The sequence below is a fragment of the Enterococcus sp. DIV2379 genome, from assembly GCF_050542965.1.
Classification (GTDB): domain Bacteria; phylum Bacillota; class Bacilli; order Lactobacillales; family Enterococcaceae; genus Enterococcus_D; species Enterococcus_D entomosocium.
In genome coordinates this window covers 385,500-404,810 of sequence record NZ_CP172938.1, presented here as the reverse complement: position 1 = coordinate 404,810, position 19,311 = coordinate 385,500, and the positions used below count along the sequence as shown (strand labels likewise).

20 protein-coding genes, 1 riboswitch and 1 other annotated feature are annotated in these 19,311 nt (G+C 43.9%); of the genes, 9 read left to right on the top strand and 11 right to left on the bottom strand.

Annotation, left to right across the window (positions count from 1 at the left end):
- Nucleotides 1-164 precede the first annotated feature (164 nt).
- Nucleotides 165-728, top strand: coding sequence for a peptide deformylase (gene def, locus IGI92_RS01925; RefSeq protein WP_430607776.1), 564 nt, complete (start codon nt 165-167; stop codon nt 726-728).
- 93 nt (nt 729-821) lie between these two features.
- Here def and IGI92_RS01920 read toward each other — a convergent pair whose 3' ends face one another.
- The 7 genes from IGI92_RS01920 to IGI92_RS01890 form a co-directional block, all read right to left on the bottom strand.
- Entirely contained in the window at nt 822-2,030 is a 1,209-nt protein-coding gene (locus IGI92_RS01920) for a M20 family metallopeptidase (RefSeq protein WP_005232314.1), read from the bottom strand.
- A 60-nt stretch (nt 2,031-2,090) separates the two neighbouring features.
- Entirely contained in the window at nt 2,091-2,930 is an 840-nt protein-coding gene (locus tag IGI92_RS01915; RefSeq protein WP_430607774.1) for a MetQ/NlpA family ABC transporter substrate-binding protein, read from the bottom strand.
- A gap of 52 nt (nt 2,931-2,982) precedes the next feature.
- Entirely contained in the window at nt 2,983-3,663 is a 681-nt protein-coding gene (locus IGI92_RS01910; protein WP_008376215.1) for a methionine ABC transporter permease, read from the bottom strand.
- Nucleotides 3,664-4,740, bottom strand: coding sequence for a methionine ABC transporter ATP-binding protein (locus tag IGI92_RS01905; protein ID WP_430607771.1), 1,077 nt, complete (start codon nt 4,738-4,740; stop codon nt 3,664-3,666).
- Nucleotides 4,741-5,100: 360 nt separating this feature from the next.
- Nucleotides 5,101-5,339, bottom strand: a binding site (T-box leader).
- Between the two features lie 120 nt (nt 5,340-5,459).
- Complete coding sequence (locus IGI92_RS01900) at nt 5,460-5,984, bottom strand: transcription repressor NadR (protein ID WP_016611442.1); 525 nt, start codon at nt 5,982-5,984, stop codon at nt 5,460-5,462.
- Complete coding sequence (locus tag IGI92_RS01895) at nt 5,981-6,829, bottom strand: chorismate mutase (RefSeq protein ID WP_008376222.1); 849 nt, start codon at nt 6,827-6,829, stop codon at nt 5,981-5,983. Before IGI92_RS01895 ends, IGI92_RS01900 begins: the two co-directional genes overlap by 4 nt.
- 13 nt (nt 6,830-6,842) lie before the next feature.
- The gene (locus IGI92_RS01890; protein WP_008376224.1) at nt 6,843-7,535 is read right to left on the bottom strand and encodes an NAD-dependent protein deacylase; all 693 of its coding nucleotides are present in this window, start codon (nt 7,533-7,535) and stop codon (nt 6,843-6,845) included.
- A gap of 157 nt (nt 7,536-7,692) precedes the next feature.
- Here IGI92_RS01890 and IGI92_RS01885 point away from each other — a divergent pair, with 157 nt between their 5' ends.
- Nucleotides 7,693-8,361 carry a response regulator transcription factor gene (locus tag IGI92_RS01885; RefSeq protein ID WP_430607768.1) on the top strand — a complete coding sequence of 223 codons (669 nt, stop codon included), beginning with the start codon at nt 7,693-7,695 and terminating at the stop codon, nt 8,359-8,361.
- A gap of 14 nt (nt 8,362-8,375) precedes the next feature.
- Nucleotides 8,376-9,281 carry a sensor histidine kinase gene (locus IGI92_RS01880; protein ID WP_139959840.1) on the top strand — a complete coding sequence of 302 codons (906 nt, stop codon included), beginning with the start codon at nt 8,376-8,378 and terminating at the stop codon, nt 9,279-9,281.
- 73 nt (nt 9,282-9,354) lie between these two features.
- On the opposite strand, the gene IGI92_RS01875 is transcribed toward IGI92_RS01880, so the two are convergent.
- Both IGI92_RS01875 and IGI92_RS01870 read right to left on the bottom strand, forming a co-directional pair.
- On the bottom strand, nt 9,355-10,116 hold the full coding sequence (locus IGI92_RS01875) for an ABC transporter permease (RefSeq protein ID WP_008376229.1): 762 nt from the start codon (nt 10,114-10,116) through the stop codon (nt 9,355-9,357).
- Nucleotide 10,117: 1 nt separating this feature from the next.
- Nucleotides 10,118-11,035 (bottom strand): ABC transporter ATP-binding protein, encoded by a 918-nt coding sequence (locus IGI92_RS01870; protein ID WP_034878119.1) that lies wholly within the window; start codon nt 11,033-11,035, stop codon nt 10,118-10,120.
- 315 nt (nt 11,036-11,350) lie between these two features.
- Here IGI92_RS01870 and IGI92_RS01865 point away from each other — a divergent pair, with 315 nt between their 5' ends.
- The 6 genes from IGI92_RS01865 (at nt 11,351) to IGI92_RS01840 (ending at nt 18,326) form a co-directional block, all read left to right on the top strand.
- Nucleotides 11,351-11,653 (top strand): hypothetical protein, encoded by a 303-nt coding sequence (locus IGI92_RS01865; RefSeq protein WP_005232333.1) that lies wholly within the window; start codon nt 11,351-11,353, stop codon nt 11,651-11,653.
- A 147-nt stretch (nt 11,654-11,800) separates the two neighbouring features.
- Nucleotides 11,801-11,974: riboswitch (Lysine riboswitch) on the top strand.
- A gap of 115 nt (nt 11,975-12,089) precedes the next feature.
- Nucleotides 12,090-13,679, top strand: coding sequence for an ABC transporter permease subunit (locus IGI92_RS01860; protein WP_008376235.1), 1,590 nt, complete (start codon nt 12,090-12,092; stop codon nt 13,677-13,679).
- Nucleotides 13,680-13,690: 11 nt separating this feature from the next.
- Complete coding sequence (locus IGI92_RS01855; RefSeq protein WP_005227196.1) at nt 13,691-14,425, top strand: amino acid ABC transporter ATP-binding protein; 735 nt, start codon at nt 13,691-13,693, stop codon at nt 14,423-14,425.
- A 204-nt stretch (nt 14,426-14,629) separates the two neighbouring features.
- Nucleotides 14,630-15,982, top strand: coding sequence for a branched-chain amino acid transport system II carrier protein (brnQ, locus tag IGI92_RS01850; RefSeq protein ID WP_008376239.1), 1,353 nt, complete (start codon nt 14,630-14,632; stop codon nt 15,980-15,982).
- A 118-nt stretch (nt 15,983-16,100) separates the two neighbouring features.
- The gene (locus IGI92_RS01845) at nt 16,101-17,606 is read left to right on the top strand and encodes a helix-turn-helix domain-containing protein (protein ID WP_005232342.1); all 1,506 of its coding nucleotides are present in this window, start codon (nt 16,101-16,103) and stop codon (nt 17,604-17,606) included.
- 360 nt (nt 17,607-17,966) lie between these two features.
- Complete coding sequence (locus IGI92_RS01840; protein WP_005232344.1) at nt 17,967-18,326, top strand: iron chaperone; 360 nt, start codon at nt 17,967-17,969, stop codon at nt 18,324-18,326.
- Nucleotides 18,327-18,389: 63 nt separating this feature from the next.
- Here IGI92_RS01840 and IGI92_RS01835 read toward each other — a convergent pair whose 3' ends face one another.
- Both IGI92_RS01835 and IGI92_RS01830 read right to left on the bottom strand, forming a co-directional pair.
- A complete protein-coding gene (locus IGI92_RS01835; protein WP_005232346.1) occupies nt 18,390-18,743 on the bottom strand; it encodes a hypothetical protein in 354 nt (117 codons plus the stop codon).
- Between the two features lie 107 nt (nt 18,744-18,850).
- Nucleotides 18,851-19,309: a low molecular weight protein-tyrosine-phosphatase gene (locus IGI92_RS01830; RefSeq protein WP_005232347.1), complete on the bottom strand. Its 459-nt coding sequence runs from the start codon at nt 19,307-19,309 to the stop codon at nt 18,851-18,853.
- Between the last annotated feature and the right edge of the window lie 2 nt (nt 19,310-19,311).

Sequence of the window (19,311 nt, the reverse complement as noted above, 5' to 3'; positions counted from 1 at the left end):
ATATTTCATAATTAAACCATCAATATAGAAATATCGTTTCATTTAATAAGAAAGCTTTACCGTTTAAACTTTCTTATGCCCTTCTTTCTGCACTTGTGGTACACTTTATTAGGAACGAAACTTGCTTTCGTCATTTTTACATAGTAGGAGGAATCACATCATCAATGATTACAATGGATGATATTATTCGCGAAGGCAATCCAACCTTGCGTGAAGTAGCAAAAGAAGTACCATTTCCTTTGAGCGAAGAAGATATCGCACTAGGAAAAGAAATGATGACCTTTTTAGAAAACAGCCAAGACCCAGTCAAGGCAGAAGAACTCGAATTAAGAGGTGGTGTTGGTCTAGCAGCTCCTCAATTAGATATTTCAAAACGAATCACAGCGGTCCTCGTCCCTAGCAGCGACCCAGAAAAAGCAGAACCTGATTTTAAAGATGTTCTTTACAATCCTAAAATTCTAAGTCATTCCGTGCAAGAAGCTTGTTTGGGTGAAGGCGAGGGCTGCCTGTCCGTGGACCGTGAAGTCCCTGGCTACGTGGTACGCCATGCCCGGATCACGATCAGCTATTACGACATCAACGGCAAAAAGAAAAAAGTTCGTTTAAAGAACTATCCTGCGATCGTCTTTCAGCATGAGATCGATCATTTGAACGGGGTCATGTTCTACGATCATATCAATCAACAAAATCCTTTTTCATTGAAAGAAGGCATTTTAGTCATCGACTAACTAAAAAGTCTCTACCGACATTTTGCGGCAGAGACTTTTTTTTCTTCTATATTATTGAGTATCCTCTGGATATCTTCCTTCACGGTTTTGGCGTTAATTGCCTTTTGCTAGGCTTTCTTGATGATCGGCTTTGATTTTTTCTAATAACGCCGGTTGTTCAAAAAGATCTAACGCGGTCAGCGCTAAAAGTTCAGCCGCGATAGCGATCGACTGCAAGCCTTTTTCACTCTTGGCAGCGGCTTTGAATTCTTCCGAATGCCCCGCAATGTAGTCATCTGAAATCGAAACGGTGGGTTGGATCGTCGGGATCACTTGACTGACATTGCCGACATCAGAAGAACCAAGACTTGTTTTGGCTTCCGTATCGATCTCATCGGCAGGTACGCCCGCTTCTTGGGCATGGGCAAAGAAGATCTCATCAAAACTTGGTGTCACGATCACATCGTCGACGGAGTTTTGGAACAAACCGAATTCATAGGTCGCTCCCGTGGCTAAAGCGGCTCCTTTGACGATGTTTTCGACTTTCTCGTAGACATCGTTCAAGGTCGCTCGATTGGCTGCTCGTAAATAAAAACGACCGGCTGCATATTCTGGCACGACATTGGCTGCCACGCCACCATCGGTGATCACACCATGAATATTGACGTCTTTTGGTAAGTGCAGACGCAATCCATTGATCCCGTTAAAGACTTGCAGCAATGCTTCTAACGCGTTGATGCCTTTTTCTGGTGCAGCTGCCGCATGGGAAGCTCGACCATAGAACTTGATATCCACTGGATCATTGGCTAATGACGCTGTCGTTTTGCCATAGCGATGGGCTGGATGGACACAAAGAGCGGCATCGACATCATTGAAGAACCCTTCACGGACAAAACTGCCTTTAGCGGAACCATTTTCCCCACCTTCTTCTCCTGGCGTCCCATAGACTCGAATCTCCCCGCCTAGCTCATCGATGAAAGGTTGCAGGGCACTGGCTGCTAAGACGGAATAAGTCCCGAAGAGATTGTGCCCACAAGCATGACCGATCCCTGGTAACGCATCGTACTCAGCTAAAAAGGCAATCGTCGGGCCCGGTTTTCCACTGACATAGCGGGCATCAAAGCCGGTGCGATGTCCTGCGACATCCTTTTTAACAGCAAAGCCTTCTTTTTCTAATTGGGCGATCAGGGCATCGGCTGAGTAAAACTCATAGTTGCTGACTTCTGGGTGATTATGGATATCTAATGCCAAGGCTTGATAAGCGGCTAAACGCTCTTGGATAAATGGTTTAATCGTTGCTTTTGTAATAGTTGCTGTTGTCATAATCAAATCTCTCCTTTTTTATACATGTTTTTTTCAATTTTATATCAAATTACGTGGTACTTATTTTGCCCCAAAGGTTTCCCAAGCAGGAACACTTGATCCTTTTGACGTTTCCTCGATGACTTTTTTCGTATCCTCTGTTTGGTAAGCAGCAACCACTTTTTGGTAAACTTCATTGTCTTCATCTTCTTTACGGGCGGCAATGATGTTGACGTAAGGACGGGCCGTTTCATCAACAGGCTCTAAAAAGATTGCATCTTCGATAGGCACAAATCCTGCATCTACCGCCATGCCGCTATTGATAACAGAAACATCGACATCGGAAAGTGCCCGGGCTGTTTGCGCTGCATCAAGTTCCGAAATTTCTAAATTCAAACGGTTTTCAGTAATATCCGCGACCGTTGGTGTTTGTCCGGCTGCTTCATCCACTTTGATCAATCCAGCTGATTGTAACAAGAGCAATGCCCGACCACCATTGGTCACATCATTCGGGATCGCAACTTTAGCTCCTTCAGCCAAGTCGTTGACATCCGTCACTTTGTCGGAATAAATGCCTAATGGCGCGTTGACTGTATTGCCGATCGATACGAGATCGGTACCAAATTCTTTATTATAATTGTCCAAGAAAAATTGGTGTTGGAATGAATTGAGGTCAATGGAACCATCAGCTAATGCTGCGTTGGGTTGATTGTAATCAGAGAATTGGACATATTCTAAATTGATGCCTTCATCTTTTAAACGATCTTTGACATCATCCCAGACATCGGTGTCCGCGCCAATCACTCCTAATTTCACAGTGACTTCTTCTTGATCAGTGGCTGCGGCACTGCCATTGTTTCCGCATCCGGTAATAAATAATAATGCTGCCCCTAAGACGATTGATTGTACGATTTTTTTCATTTTTTCTTCCTCCATAGACTTGCTTGTTTTTTTATTTGTACGTAAGTGGTGGTCAGTGAGATACTCGTTTAATGAGTAGGTTGCTGACAAATTGACTGATAAAAACGAATACTAAGATGATCAAGGTCGCCATGATCGTGACATCGGTCTGGAATCGGTTGTACCCGCGGGTGATGGCTAAGTTACCTAAACCGCCAGCGCCAACTGCTCCTGCCATGGCGGTCAATCCGATCACATTGATCACGGTCAATGCAGAGACCCGAATGATTCCCGCCACGCCTTCTGGCAAATAGACCCGAAAAATGATGCCGAAAGGACTGGTGCCCATCGCTTCGGCTGCTTCCACGACACCGGGGTCAACTTCTAGCAAGGCAATCTCGATCTGCCGAGCAAAGAAAGGAATGATCCCAGCAATCAGAGGAACCAATGCTGCTGTTTCGCCGATCGTCGTTCCCACAAGAAATCGGGTAAAGGTTCCTAGTAACGTCAATAAGATAATGAAAGGGATCGAGCGGACCACATTGATGACTTTATCGAGAAATTCAAAGAGCGGTCGATTTTCTAAAATCCCGTTCGGTCGCGTCACTACTAGGACGATCCCTAACAAGATACCTAAGATGCCCGCAATCAAAGAGGTCCAAAAAACCATATATAAGGTTTGGATCGTTGCTGCGACAAATTCATCTTGGATCGCAACAACATTGGGAAAATATCTTTCTAATAAGGCAGCCATCTAAAATCCTCCTTTAATCACATTGTTTAATGGTTCTACATGATTTTCTTTTAAAATATTGGTGTACACTCCTTGAGACTTCAAATATTCTAAGGCATGTTTGCGCTGTTGGTACTCTCCGGATAAGCTAACGACCAAGCTGCCGATCGGCACTTCTTGCAAGATCTCCACGTTACCGTAAAGAATATTGGTGGTCACTTTGTAGCGACTGTACAATTGGGCGATCAGTGGTTCATTGGTTTGATCCCCCACGTAGGACAGCTCCACCAGCCATTCATTCGGTGCCAAGGAAGAAAACTTCGAACTGCCGAGGATCGTTTCTAAGGCTTGGTCGATGTGCGTCGCCGTTCGGATGAAATCTTTGGTCAATGGTTTTTCTGGTTGGCTAAAAATCTGAACGCTCGAACCTTGCTCAATAACTTCACCGTCTTCCATCACTGCCACTTTGTTGCAGATTTCTTTGACAACTTGCATTTCATGGGTAATGATCACGATGGTCAAACCGAGAGTCCGATTTAATTTTTTCAACAAAGCCAATATCTGTAAGGTCGTTTTCGGATCAAGGGCGCTAGTTGCCTCATCGCACAGCAAGATCTCTGGATCATTTGCCAAAGCTCTGGCAATGGCGACCCGCTGTTTTTGTCCTCCAGATAGTTGGCTAGGAAACGCTTGGGCTTTTTCTTCCAATCCAACAAGCGCCAGCAGCTCGGTTACTTTTTGATGACGTTCCTGTTTGGACCGTCCCCCATATTTCAAGGAAAAATCCACGTTATCAAAAACATTGCGGCTGTCCATCAAGTTGAAGTGCTGAAAGATCATTCCGATCGTTTTCCGTTTTTCTCGCAGGTCTTTCGCAGAAAGTGTGGTCAGCTCCGTGCCGTTGACGACGACGCTGCCGCTGCTTGGGCGCTGCAATAAGTTGATCACACGGACGAGTGTACTTTTCCCGGCGCCTGAGTAACCCACGATGCCGTACACGTCCCCTTTGTCGATCTCGATCGATACGTTTTTGACCGCTTGGATCGCGGGTTTCTTTGATTGATTGAATGTTACTGATATATCTTTTAATGAAATCATCGTCTTCCCCCTAGTTCTTGTCTTTTTCAATAAAAAAAGGCATCCTCAAACAAGTCACCTGTGACTTGTTTGAGGACGCCTTTTTGCGTGTTACCACCTCAGTTTAAGCTGTACTCGCATACAGCTCCTTTTCGAGTACGATCATACTCTAGCCAGATAACGGTCGCTACCGTCGTCGCCTTGCAAACTACTGCTCGGAACGAATCACTCCTTGGCCATTTTCTAAAAGTCGTTTGATGCTTCTTTTCAGCTACCGAAGCTCTCTGTTGAAAAAACGTGCTTTTGTACTTACCAATTCTTCGTGTGTGGTGCTATTTGATTTTTGTGTATAAAAAAAGTCCTTTTACCAGCGTTTGCTAGTAAAAGGACGAATACTCGTGTTACCACCTTTTGTTTAGAAGGTTTCCCTTCCCTCAACCCAACGTCTAGCCGTGCTAGAGATTGGTGCACTTTGTAACGGTAGTGCGCATCCGTGATTGCCTACTTATCGACAATCAATCCTCCAAGGCCATTTTTCATCGCTTCTGACTTGACTCTTTCCACCAACCAGAGTCTCTCTTTAAAGTATCCGCGGTTACTTTCCTTCTCAACAGATTCATTATTCTTGTTGAGTTGTACTTTACTGGAAAATGAACGCCTTGTCAACAAAAAATCACAATTTTTTCATCTAAGTGTTCCCCAAGACTGCCGATAGCGTCCTTGCCAGAATGGTTTACGCCTCAATTTTGATAGAGCATGCCTTTTTCTGCTAACTGTTGTTTGGCTTTTTCCAGAGCCGCAGGATCGGTGTAACGCAACGTATGCAAGTGTACCCCATTGGTTAAATCTGAGAGCAAGCGGGCTTCTGCATGTTTGGTTTTGTTGATGAAATCAGTCACGTCTTGGTCTGTTTGAATCTGCAAATTGCCAGTGATCTCTCCATAGATTTCATGTTCAACGATGACATCGACCACTTCCACGCCACAAGCGACAAAAATCCGCAATTCTTCTTCGGTTTGTTCAGGCCGATGCTGCACCGCTAGCTTGCTGACATGCCCCGCCTCATTCAACAGTGCTTGCAGTCGATAGCCGCGAGCAGTGGCCGCGATCGCTTCACCGGCTGCTCGCAGCAAGGCAATGTCCCCAACGATGATTTGGCGACTGACTCCTAGTGATTCTGCCAGTTTGCTGGCACTGATCGCTTTGTCCGCTTGCTTCAATGCCGCTAAAATCGTTTCTCGACGTGTTGCTCCATCCATACTCATTCCTCCAATTGATTCTCTTGATAGGTTTTTGAGTGTTTCATAATTGATTGAAACATGGCTAAAATCGTTTCCTCATAGGCTTGATTTGAAATCGCCTGCCGAATATTTTCCAGCACTTTCTCTTCACGATTTTCATCTAAAACCGGCAACTGACTACTTTTCTTCAATTGCACGATTTCATTAACTGTACTCATGCGTTTTTCTAAAAGATGCGTGAGCTGCCAATCAATGTCATCGATCGCCGCTCGCTGAACAGCCAAAGGATCTTGCTGGTTGTTTTCTTCTTCCAAGTCGATCGTCTTGATGACCCGTGCCGGATTTCCCGCCAGCACAACATTGTCTGGGAATGATTTTGTGACCACACTGCCAGCCCCCACCACGACATTGTTACCTAAGCGCACCCCCGGCAAAATCGTGGCCGCGCCACCGATCCACGCGTTATCGCCAATCACGATCGGTGCCCCTAATTCTAAGCCGCTATTTCGTTTGACCGGATGCAATGGATGAGTCGCCGTAAACAACCGAACATTGGGTGCCAGCATACAGTTGTCACCAAAGGTAATTGGACAAACATCTAATAGCACACAGTCGTAGTTAGCATAGAAGTTTTTGCCGACAGAAATATTGTAGCCATAATCAAAGCGGACATTCGGTTCGATATAGATTCGACCAGTCACAGAGCCGAAAGTTTCTTTTAGTAACTGCTCTTTGATTTTTGTATCAGTTTCTTGGTTGATCAGGTTCATTTGTTCACGGGCATATTTCCGGTCTGCCACCAATTCTGGATCTGGGGAAAAGTACAATTCGCCAGCAATCATTTTCTCTTTTTCGGTACGTTGTGTCATATCATAAACTCCTTCATTCAATTTTCTGGAAAAACGTTTCGGCTGCTGCGGTCAACATGCCATATTCATTCGGGATCGCCAATGGTTCCTTATTGATGACCAACACCTGCTGGCTGTAATCGACTAGCCCTGCAAAAGGATAGACTTGCAGCGAAGTCCCCACGACCACCGTCAGGTCGGCTTGAGCAACGGCCTGAATGGCTCCTTCAATGGTTTCATCCGTAAATCCTTCCCCATAAAGCACGATCGCCGGCCGAATCTGACCGTCACATCCTGCATGGTGCCAATCCTGCAAATACGCTTGCCAAGGTACCGGATTACCGCATTTTCGGCAATAACAGTTGTACAAGGAGCCGTGAAAATCGATTCTTTGGTGACTCCCCGCTTTTTCATGCAGTCCATCGATGTTTTGTGAAACGACCGAAACTGTTTTTTTCGTTTGCAGCGCAGCCATTTTTTGATGAATGATGTTCGGCTGGGCCTGAGGATGGTAGAGGTGCTTGACGAACTGATAAAATGTTTCCGGTTCGTTTTCTAAACAGTCATGGCTTAACAAATACTCTGGCTGGGCCAGTCCTTGATAGACCCCTTTTAAGGAACGGTAATCAGGAATGCCCGATGGGGTTGAAACACCGGCACCCGTCAAAAAGGTCACGGATGATGCGGCGGTGACCGTTGCGATTGCTTGCTCAATAGATACCTTCATCGTTCTAACTTCCTTTATGGCTTTTCTCTTATTCTAACCGAAAAAGAACCGTTTTTGCGAAAAATCAGCCATTTTCTTTTTTAAAAGCAACTAATGCTTTTTCTTGCGGAATTGCTTATAATAAATGCAATAAATACAAGAAGAATGGGAAAACCAAATGAAAATTTTGATTATCGAAGACAACAATGAGATCAGCGAAATGTTGGCTACTATTTTAGCAGCTGACTATACCGTCCAGCAAGCCTATTCAGGCACGGAAGGTCTGCTGCTTTTTCAGCAAGATGCTTTCGACTTGATTTTGCTAGATCGAATGCTCCCCGGTAAAGATGGGACACAAGTCTTGCAAGAGATTCGCCAAACCTCCACGGTCCCCGTCATTATCTTGACTGCCTTAGATGAACCAGCTGATGTTTCCACCCTTTTGCTGGCGGGGGCCAATGATTACTTGACCAAACCCTTCAATGTCGAAGAATTAAAGGTACGTATCATTGTTCAATTGCGAACAAATAAACAACCCCCTCCAGTTGCCAGCAGCCACTCGTATAAAAACATTCAACTGTTGCCTGACTCGTTTCAGCTGCAACGAGGAGAGGCAACGGTTCAGTTAAAGAAAAAGGAGTTTGAGATTTTTTCCCTGCTCTTAGCGAACCCCAAAAAAGTTTATACCAAAGAAATGCTCTATGAAGCTGTTTGGCAAGAACCTTACTACGGTGAAGAAAACACGATCAATGTCCATATCAGCCATTTACGCAGCAAAATCAAAACACTCGATCCAGATGAAGCGTATATCGATACTGTCTGGGGCATCGGCGTCAAGCTAGCTTAAAAAGGAGGAACCTCATGCATATACTTCAGTTTTTCGCCGCTCTGATCGTTGTGTTATTGTTGGGCTATTGGTTTTTCTTACTATATGATCTAAAAAAGTACCACCAGCAATTAACAAGAATCAGCGAAATCGAAACAAATCAAGAGATCCATTTACAGACCCGCGTCCCCGCTTTAAAAGCGATCGCCTTGTTAAACAATCAGATACTTAGAAAAAATAAGCAGCAACACTATCAAATGCTGCAAGAAAACCAGCAGTTGGAACAAGCCATTCAAAATATCTCTCACGACTTACGCACACCTTTGACGGTCGCCAGCGGCTACACACAACTGCTGCAAGCCGATGCGACCCTCACCCCGCAACAGCTACAGCTGTTGGATAAAGTCAGCAGCAACCTAGAAAAAGTCGAAAATCATCTGGAACAGTTGTTGACCTATCAGCGTCTCAAAGACAATCAGCTCGCTTTGACTTTGGAAGAATTCAATCTTTCTCGTTTATTGGAAGAAGAACTGCTCCAGCTTTATCCTTCTTTTGAGGAAAACCATTTATCACTGACGGTTGCGATCCAACCCAACATCATGATCATTTCAGATAAAAAAAGCTGGCAACGAATTTTCCAAAATGTCCTTGGTAACCTGCTGGAACATGGCAGTGAAACGGGGACGATCCGCTTGAATCAGCAAGGAGGTCGCATCGTTTTCCAACAGGAAAATCAGCTGAGATCACCGATCCAGCACCCAGAAAAATTGACCCACCGCTTTTATACCGAAGACCTTTCACGGCATAAACAGCAAGCCGGACTTGGTCTGTATATCATCGCGGCATTGACTAATGCATTAGACGGCAAGATCCAATTGGATACAACCGAAGAGACGTTTCGTTTGACCCTTTTTTGGCAGCAGTCCGTTGAACCCCACTAACTCATGGCTATACACAAAAAACACCCAATCGCTCGACCTTCACTAGTCGATACGGTTGGGCGTTTTTCTGCTCTTACAATTCTTGTCTCTTAAACACCAGATGCGCAGCCAAGAGGCAAAGCAATAAACTGATCAGGCTCCCAAGAAAAATGGGTTGGACTGTTTCCCATGTTTGGAAAGTAGTCATGGTCACCATCTCTAACCCGCCTTGAAAGTCCAAGTATTGTAAAAACTTCCAGTTGGGTAAAGAGATTCGGGCAATCGCAAAGGCCATCGGAATAAAAATCGTCGCCAACACGCTGACCGCTGTATTTTTGGTCAAATACAAAACTAGCACTGCAAAAGAGGAAGTCGCTAATAAAATCAGTACAAAACTAACGAAATAATACAACAAGTTTTCTATCTGTGAAAGGTCATTATAACCAATCCCCCCAATAACCGTTCCCGCTACAAAGCTCACCAAACAAATCGCGACGATCTGTAAGACCAGCACCAAAGTATAAACCAAGAATTTCCCAAAAAGATAAGCGGGTTTGGAGACACCAACGGTAATGATATTCTTCATGGTCCCTTTCGTGTACTCACTGCCTAAGACCTGCATCACCAATGGCAAGGAGTAATACAGCAACATGGAAGACAAACTGGTCTGGATCGCCAGAAAGCCAGTCATTTCCGTAAGGCTGCCTGCTGTTTGCGTACTATCCCCAAGAGTGACCCCTACACTACCATTGGAAACAACGGATAAAATCACCAACAATAAAATAATTCCTTCTGTGATCCAAAAACTTTTACTTCTTGATAAACGATACAAATCGGCTCGAATAAAATTCAACATCTTAATTTCCCCCTTCACTTGTTACTAACTCTTTGAAATACGACTCTAGATTTTCCCCTTCAAAAGAAATCCGGTCGATAGCGATCCCTTCATAAACCAGCTGACGGACCAGGTCACGAATCAACACATTCTCTTGATAAATATGAATTTTGTGGTCACTGACGACTTTATATTCGGAAATCAGCTGACTCTCTAGCAAGCGGCTAGCTGTGGCTACATCATCCACTTCTAATTGAATAAACCGTTTCGCCATCAGATCGAATTCGTGTTTGGTCATCTCTTTGATCAGACGTCCCTCACTAATGACCCCAAAACGTGTAGCGACTAAGTACAACTCTTCTAAAATATGGCTGGAGATCAAAATCGTCATGCCACGTTCTTGATTCAATCGTAAAAGCAGCTCCCGAAATTCAACGATCGCTACAGGATCCAAGCCATTGATCGGCTCATCTAAAATTAGAAAATCCGGCTGATTCAATAAAGCAATCGCTAAGCCCAGTTTTTGTTTCATCCCTAAAGAAAAATCACGGTATTTCTTGTGGCCAACATTGGTCAATCCGACAAACGCCAATGCTTTACTGACCGCCTCAGGTTCCACCACCCCGCTGATTTTGCAATAATAGTTCAAATTTTGTTCAGCGGTCAATTGGTCGTAAGCGACTGGGGTCTCAATCACATTACCGACCCGTTTCAGCATCTGAGTGTACGCTTTGCCGCCTTCAACATCAAACAACTGCAGACTGCCACTAGTTGGTTGGATCAACTGAACGATCGCTTTTAATAGGGTCGTCTTCCCAGCACCATTTCTCCCCACCAATCCATAAATATCTCCCTTAGCGATCGTTAGATCGACATCATGTAACGCCTGCTGTTTGCCGTAACGTTTGTTTAATCCTTTGATTTTAAGAACATTTTCCATTTTTACTTCCTCCTTGCTTGCTTCTGTGCTCATTCTAGCAAGCAGATCTAAATCAGCTATTAACTAATTATTAATTGATTCTTAACTCGTAGTTTTCTGCAAAAAACAGTTTATTTCTATTATACACAGCTGAAAATGAACCGATCTAGAAAAACCGTCTCTTTTCAGTAAACCCACCAATAGCAAATGTAGTAGATGATCTTTTCATTACTGCTCTTGCTCTTTGTTTTTTGCCTCACAAAGAAAGAGATTCCTTCATGACAAGGAACAAAAAACGTGGTAAACTAGTCACGAATCAAAGTGAGGTGAAATACATTGGTAGCAGCTATTATTTATTGGGCAATGATCATTATCAGTTTCGGTTGGTTGGCAGTCAGCTTATATTTCTCTATCTTCTATTTAGCACGTAAAGAAAATGGCAATTTATGGGCATTCGGCTTTTTAAATGTCATCACAGCAATCATTCAAGCCATCGTCCTTGTGGTTTACCGTACCTTCGGACAAGATTGGGGCGTTACACAATACTCAAGCCTCATCTATCTAGCACTTGGCTTATTGCTTGCTTTGACAGTCATCCAAGCTGTTTTAGGCCGTGAACCAAAAGCGAAAGTCGCTTAAGGGTTCCAATAGACACTCGTAAAAACGATCCGCTTTCTCTTTGATAAAAATAGGGAAATGGTCGTTTTTTTGTTAAAAAGAATTGACATTTGGGTGCTTTTCTTCTAAACTCTGAGAAGAATCAAATTAAATACGAGTACCCTTTAACATTTAGGTAGAGGTCGCGAGGTTCATTAATCCTGCTGAGTGAAGCAACACGTTTACAGCAGAGCTAGGGAACATCGCCGAAACAAGGTCGGTTTTGCTTGCATCGATTTTGTTGGGCCGCAAATGAACAATTTGCGGACTGTCTTAGCTTGTCTAAGTTGCGCTATGTTTTGTGAAAGGTTTGTCGACGATGACCTGTCAACAGCCGTTTTCCAATCATGGAGTACGGCTGTTTTTTTGCTTTTTCATCCTTGCCTGCTTGTCCAACTCGTGAAAGGAAAGAGAAAAAATGAAAAAAAATAATTGGATCTGGGCAGTCTTCGCCCTCTGTCTAACCCTCATTCAGCTGCCCCTAACCGTGCAAGCGGATGACCAAACACCTGCGGAACAATTCCGTGTCGGTATGGAGGCAGGCTATGCCCCATTTAACTGGACGCAAACGACGGACGCCAATGGTGCCGTGCCGATTTCTGGGGAAGAAGGCTCGGCGTTTGCCGGCGGTTACGATGTCCAGATCGCCAAACGAATCGCTGAAGGCTTAGGCAAAGAATTAGTGATCGTCAAAACTCAATGGGACGGTTTGCCGCCAGCTTTGCAAGCGGGGACTATCGATGCTGTGATCGCTGGTATGTCACCAACTGCCGAACGTCGCGAGCAAATTGATTTTACCGATCCTTACTATGAATCAGATTTGGTGGTAGTGGTTCGTAAAGATGGCGAGTTCGCCGATGCCAAAAGCCTCGCTGATCTTTCGGGGGCAAAAATCACTGCCCAGCTGAATACTTTCCATTATACCGTCATAGATCAAATCCCTGAGGTCCAAAAAGAACAAGCCATGCGGGACTTCTCCTCCATGCGCGTTGCTTTAGCTTCGGGCATCATTGACGGCTACGTCAGCGAACGTCCAGAAGGCGTCACTGCCGTCGGTGCAAATCCTGATTTGAAGATGGTCGAGTTCGATGAAGGAGCCGGTTTTGAAACCAACCCAGAAGACGTCCAAGTAGCAGTCGGAATGCGCAAAGGCGATCCCGATGTTGAAAAAGTCAATGAGATTCTTGCAGGAATTTCTGAAGAAGAACGGGTTTCCCTGATGGATCAAGCAGTCTTAGATCAACCTGCAGATGCTAGCGGAGAAACGGCGGATCAAGGTCTGGTCGCTGATTTTAAAAAAATCATTGATGATTACGGCATGCTCTTTTTACGAGGCGCTGGCTTGACCTTATTCATCGCGATCCTTTCAACGATCATCGGATTGATCATCGGTCTTTTGGTCGGTATCTTCCGGACATTGCCGCTTTCAGAAAATCCAGTAGGACGTTTCTTCCAACGCATCGTCAATGGTTTACTGACCATTTATATCGAAGTTTTCCGCGGCACCCCAATGATGGTTCAAGCAATGGTTATTTTCTACGGAACCGCTTTGGCCTTTGGTGTCTCCATGAATCGCACGCTGGCAGCCGTGCTGATCGTTTCCATCAATACCGGTGCCTACATGTCTGAAATCGTTCGTGGGGGGATTTTTGCTGTAGATGACGGCCAATTTGAAGCAGCTCAAGCGATCGGAATGACTCATTGGCAAACCATGATCAAAGTCGTGTTGCCGCAAGTAATGCGCAATATTTTACCAGCTACCGGAAATGAGATCATTATCAATATCAAAGATACTGCCGTCTTAAGTGTCATCAGTGTTGCAGACCTCTTCTTCCAAGGTACATCAGCCGCTGGAACGAACTTCCAATACTTCCAAACATTTGCGATCATCGGTGTGATCTACTTAGTCTTGACCATCAGTGCCACCCAGATCTTGCGCTTTGTTGAACGCAAAATGGATGGTCCCAGTGCGTATGTCAAATTAGAAGACATCAACCCGAACGAATAAGGAGGAAGAACATGTCAGCAATCATTGAAATTGACCATTTAAAAAAGAGTTTTGGCGACAACGAAGTCTTAAAAGACATCAGTTTGTCTGTTAATAAAGGAGAAGTTGTCACGATCATCGGTTCTTCTGGTTCAGGAAAATCTACACTTCTTCGCTGCATCAACTTATTAGAAAAACCAACCAGTGGGCAAATCATCTACTTAGGTGAAAATGTGCTGGAAAAAGGCTATGACTTGCCGAAATACCGTACGCATCTAGGAATGGTTTTCCAATCCTTTAACCTATTCAACAATATGAATGTATTAGAAAACTGCGTGACGGGCCAAGTCACTGTTTTGAAACGTGATCGCAAAGAAGCAGAAGCGACTGCCAAAGAAAATCTGGAGCAAGTCGGTATGGCTCAATATGCCAATGCCAAGCCTTCCCAGCTTTCAGGTGGACAAAAACAACGGGTAGCCATTGCTCGTGCCTTATCGATGAATCCAGATGTCATGTTGTTTGATGAGCCGACTTCTGCGCTAGATCCAGAAATGGTCGGTGAAGTGTTGAAGACCATGAATACGTTAGCTCATACTGGCTTGACGATGGTAATCGTTACCCACGAAATGGGCTTTGCCAAAGAAGTGTCTGATCGGGTCATCTTTATGGATCAAGGTGTCATTGCCGAACAAGGGACGCCTGAAGATATCTTTATTCATCCAAAAGAGCAACGCACCAAAGAATTCCTTTCCCGTGTGTTGAATTAATTTTCTGTCTTGAAACACTTAGCGGTCTTCTTCCGAGCTTTTTCGTCCTTTTTCAGTAAGCTTGGAAGAATTCAATGCTAAGTGTTTTTTTATTGCAGGAGGAGTAATTGTCAGAATTTATCAAAAAATCACAAAAAACCATTGCTATTTGTTAGAAACTTTGTTATTTTTTTTAAAACTAAGGAATTATAGGAGCTTTCATTTATGGAAAAAAAGTTACAGTTTAAGGATTACATGTATGTTGGATCAATGCTTTTCGGTCTTTTCTTTGGTGCCGGAAATCTGATTTTCCCCGTTCACATGGGACAAGAAGCTGGCGCGAATGTCGGCTTAGCCAACCTTGGCTTTTTAGTTACAGGGATCGGCTTGCCATTTTTAGGGGTCATTGCTATTGGCGTTTCCCAAAGCAGCGGTGTTTTTGAATTAGCTTCTCGGATCAATCGCCGCTATGCAATGATATTTACGATTTTGCTTTATTTAGTGATTGGGCCATTCTTTGCTCTGCCTCGTTTGGCTACTACTTCTTATGAGATCGGGATCGCTCCCCATGTTTCATCAGACATGCAAACTTGGTTATTGGCGTTGTTCTCTGCCCTATTTTTTGGAGCTGCCTGGTGGTTTTCACGCAAACCTAGCAAAATCTTAGATTATGTAGGGAAGTTTCTAAATCCCTTGTTTCTGGTCTTACTAGGAGTTTTGCTCTTTTTTGCCTTTTGGCAACCACTAGGAACCATCAGCGATGCGCCGATCTATCCTAGCTATCAAAGCGATGCTTTCTTTACTGGTTTCACCAACGGCTACAATACTCTCGATGCGCTGGCATCTTTAGCCTTCGGGATCATCATCGTCTCAACGATTCGCAATATGGGGGTTGAGAAACCTGCGACGGTCGCAAAAGACACGATCCTTTCCGGCTCTGTCAGCATCGTGTTGATGGGGATCATCTATACCTTACTTTCTTATATGGGAACCAAAAGTTTAGGCCAGTTTCCCATCAGCGAAAACGGTGGGATCGCTTTGGCACAAATCGCCAACCATTACCTTGGCACTGTCGGCAGTCTGCTATTGGCGTTGATCGTCATCTCTGCCTGTTTAAAAACCGCCATTGGTTTGATCACGGCCTTTTCCGAAACCTTTGCTGGATTGTTTCCAAAGCAAAGCTACGGATTCTTTATCGCTTTGACAAGTATCTTACCAGCGATCTTCGCTAATGTCGGCTTGACCAATATCATCGAGTTTTCTATTCCAGTCTTGATGTTTATCTATCCACTGGCGATCACTTTGATTTTGTTGGCGATCATCAGTCCATTATTTAACCATCGTGCCAGTGTCTATCGAATGACGACATACTTCACGTTGATCGCTGCAATCATCGACGGCTTAAATGCGAGTCCTGCAGTGATTACCAACAACGCTTTCGTGCAAGGAATCTTGTCTTTTGCGTCAGATTATCTGCCCTTTTTCCAAATCGGGATGGGGTGGGTCGTACCAGCTGCGATCGGATTTTTGATCGGTTTGCTATGGTCGTGGTTCAAAAAAGACCCTGTTTCAGCCTAAATTAGTTAAAAAGATGAAAATAACCTACCTTTTTTTAAAGGGTAGGCTATTTTTTTGATTAAAAAGACTGACAGTTTCGTAAAAAAAAGATACAATAGAGCCACAAAGGAGGATACCTATGTTTTATGAAGAACTTATGATGGACCCGCAAACATTAATTAAATTTAAAATATTCCGGCGTATGCTGACTCTGCAAAACCCTAGCCACCCAATCGCACAATTGGCAAAGGAAATGGAGTTAAGCTACCAACAAGCTTTTATAGAGTTGACTGAGATCGACCAAGATCTAACTGAGTTAACTCCGGATCATATGTCGATACTCGGTCGTGGCGGTAAATTACAGCCTCAGAATATCGCGGTAACGATCGATGAATACCGCTTCTATTTATTGAATAAAAGCGTTCCGTTCTTATATGTTCTTTACATGCTGAATGAAGACAATCCTACGATCACGGATTTTTGTGCAAAATACGATGTCAGTCGTTCAACGGTGTCTCGCAAATTTGAACATCTAAAAAAACATTTGAAGCAATTTCAGCTTCGCTTTACGTACACTGAATCAAACTTAGTGGGCGATGAGCGTCTTGTGCGGCTCTCCCTATTCAATATCATTTGGTTAGGTACTCGTGGAATAGAATGGCCATTTGCGATCGCTGAGAGTGAGACAGAAAAAATGGTGGATCGATTCACGGAGTATTTCCCAATGACTCATTCTTATCTTGGCCGATTAGAGTTGAAGTATTTCGCCGCCTTGATTCTTTTACGAATCAAAAAAGGGAATTTTGCCAAATACGACAAGCGGTACAATTTCCTGATGAAAAATAATCCATATTTCGATTTTGAGCGTTTGACACAAGTCGTTGATCCTGAAGTTTCAATGACAGACAAACAATTAAAAGGCGAATCAGGGTTTATTTATTTGATGGCGCAAATCTTCCCATTCTACTTGAGTCCTGAAGAAGAAGCTTTGCAACAAACCTTGCAATTCTTTTCAAGCAAACAAAACCCAGTTTATCCGTTAGTCGCAGACTTGTTAGCAGAGATGAAAGCAACCTTCTTTGCTTCACAACCTGGCCTGTTAGACGAGCCATTGGTCGTGGGTAATTTAATCAATGTGACTTTCGGCAACTACGTTTTCCGTCAGCCGTTTCCAAATATCTATCGCTTGCTGACACCCTCGATCAATCGCGGGTCTGCTGAAGAGCAGCTGCAGCAAAAAATCGATGAATTCTTAACGAACTATCGCGAAGAATCAGCGGTGGACTATATCAATGATGAAAACCAAGAGCAGATGGCAACGATGTATACCCACGCCCTGCTGCCGTTTTATGATCAAATCCGTTATTCGAATCGTTTACGGGTAGGGGTTGCGTTAGAAGATAATTTCTTAGTCGTTCAAGGATTGAATCAATTCCTACATGACTTGACCTTCGTAGCAGCAGAACCTTATGATCTAAACCAGCAAGAAAATTATGATGTCATCGTTAGTTCCAATCAGTTGATGAAAAAACTCAAACCAGAAAAAATGAGTTATATTTGGGATTATGCGGCAGACGATCGGCAATACATTGATTTGTATCGTACGTTGAAAAACCGTTTTGATGAAAAGAACCTTTCTCTGTAACCAAACCGTTACGGTTTCTTAAGAACTTCCGAAAAGATTTGTCACAGAATATTCATATTTATCTCGTATACTCTATGTATACCAACAAACAACCCTAACTAACACTTTTTCATTTTTAACTCCTTCCCGTCGGCCACCCACCGACGGGTCTTTTTTTACTTATTTTCGCAGCCAGCAAACTTAAACACTTTCCAATCTTTTCTCCACAAAAAATTCATATTTGGACAGTATAGTATACATAACCCAACAAACAACCCTAACTAACACTTTTCATTTTTACTCCTTGCCTGTCAGCTACCCACTGACAGGCTCCTTTTTTTCTTACGGGTTTTGCCGTATACTAAAGGCAGGAGGTGGCCTATGACAACAGCCATTACGACAGTTGACCAATACATTGCAGCAGCTCCAGCAGAACGACAAGCGATTTTAAGAAAGGTCCGTCAAACCATCAAAGCCGTTTTACCTGAAGCGGTTGAAAAGATCAGTTATCAAATGCCTACTTATCATCAGGGAGAAAATATCGTACATTTTGCCTGCGCCAAACAGCATCTAGGCTTTTATCCCACGCCTTCTGCGATCACGGCCTTCCAAGAGGACTTACAACCATACAAGACCAGTAAAGGGGCGGTCCAGTTTTCTTTTGCACAGCCGATCCCTTACGAACTGATCGCTGTGATGACCGCTTGGCGACTCGCAGAAGTCAAAAACAAGCACGCGTAACTAGCAATTAAAAAACCGCTATGTCTAATGACGCAGCGGTTTTTTTGCTATGCACAGGCTTGTTTACAAGCCGGGTTTTGTATTCAAGGTGCTAACTTTCAGCACATGATGCAGGGGAATAATCCGCAGCTGCTGACGGTCGCTTTGTAATTTCAAGACAACTTGTTCTTTTGCTACCGTTTTGCCGACGATCCAGCCGGTAACGGTTTCAAAACCACCCAATTTCTCTGTTTTTACTTGCAGCACGACCAGATGCTTGGCAGCGGCTGCCTCTTGCAGCGTTCGCCGGATTTCTTTGACTTTCTCAGACTGATTCTTCTTGTCAGCATCATCACTGAAAAAGGTATCCAGCAACGTTGTGGATGTCATCACAATGAGTTTGCCCAATTGTTTGATGGGCGATGGTTTCTTTTCCATTGGACATTCCTTTCTGCGCGTTGCAGCAGTTTCTAAAACCACACATACGTTCGCATTTCCATGGTTCTATTTTAGCAAATTTTTGATAAAATACAAGCGAACACGCCTTATTTTTCAGAAGAAATAACCTCTAGCCAATAAGGAATCCCCTCTTGCAGCAGTTGATAGGTCTCTTCGAAATCTCCTGTATAATAAGGATCTGGTACTTCCTCAGCCTCTTTGCCAGGAACAACACTCAAATACGAACGGATCTTTGCGGTCGTATCGGCAGGTGCTAGCGCTTGAAGTGTTTCAACATTGTTCGCATCCATGCCGATGATCCAATCAAATGTGGCAAAATCCGCTTCAGTGATCTGCCGTGAAATAAGACCGTCACTAGAGATCCCTGCTTGACGCAGTCTTTTTTTGGTTCCGGGATGAGCAGAATGTCCGACTTCCCATGAGCTGGTCGCTGCCGAATCGATCTGCCAATCCAACTTGTGTTTTGCTATTTCTGCTTTATAAATAGCTTCTGCCATGGGGGAACGGCAAATATTACCTAAACAAACAAATAAAACTTTCGTCATCG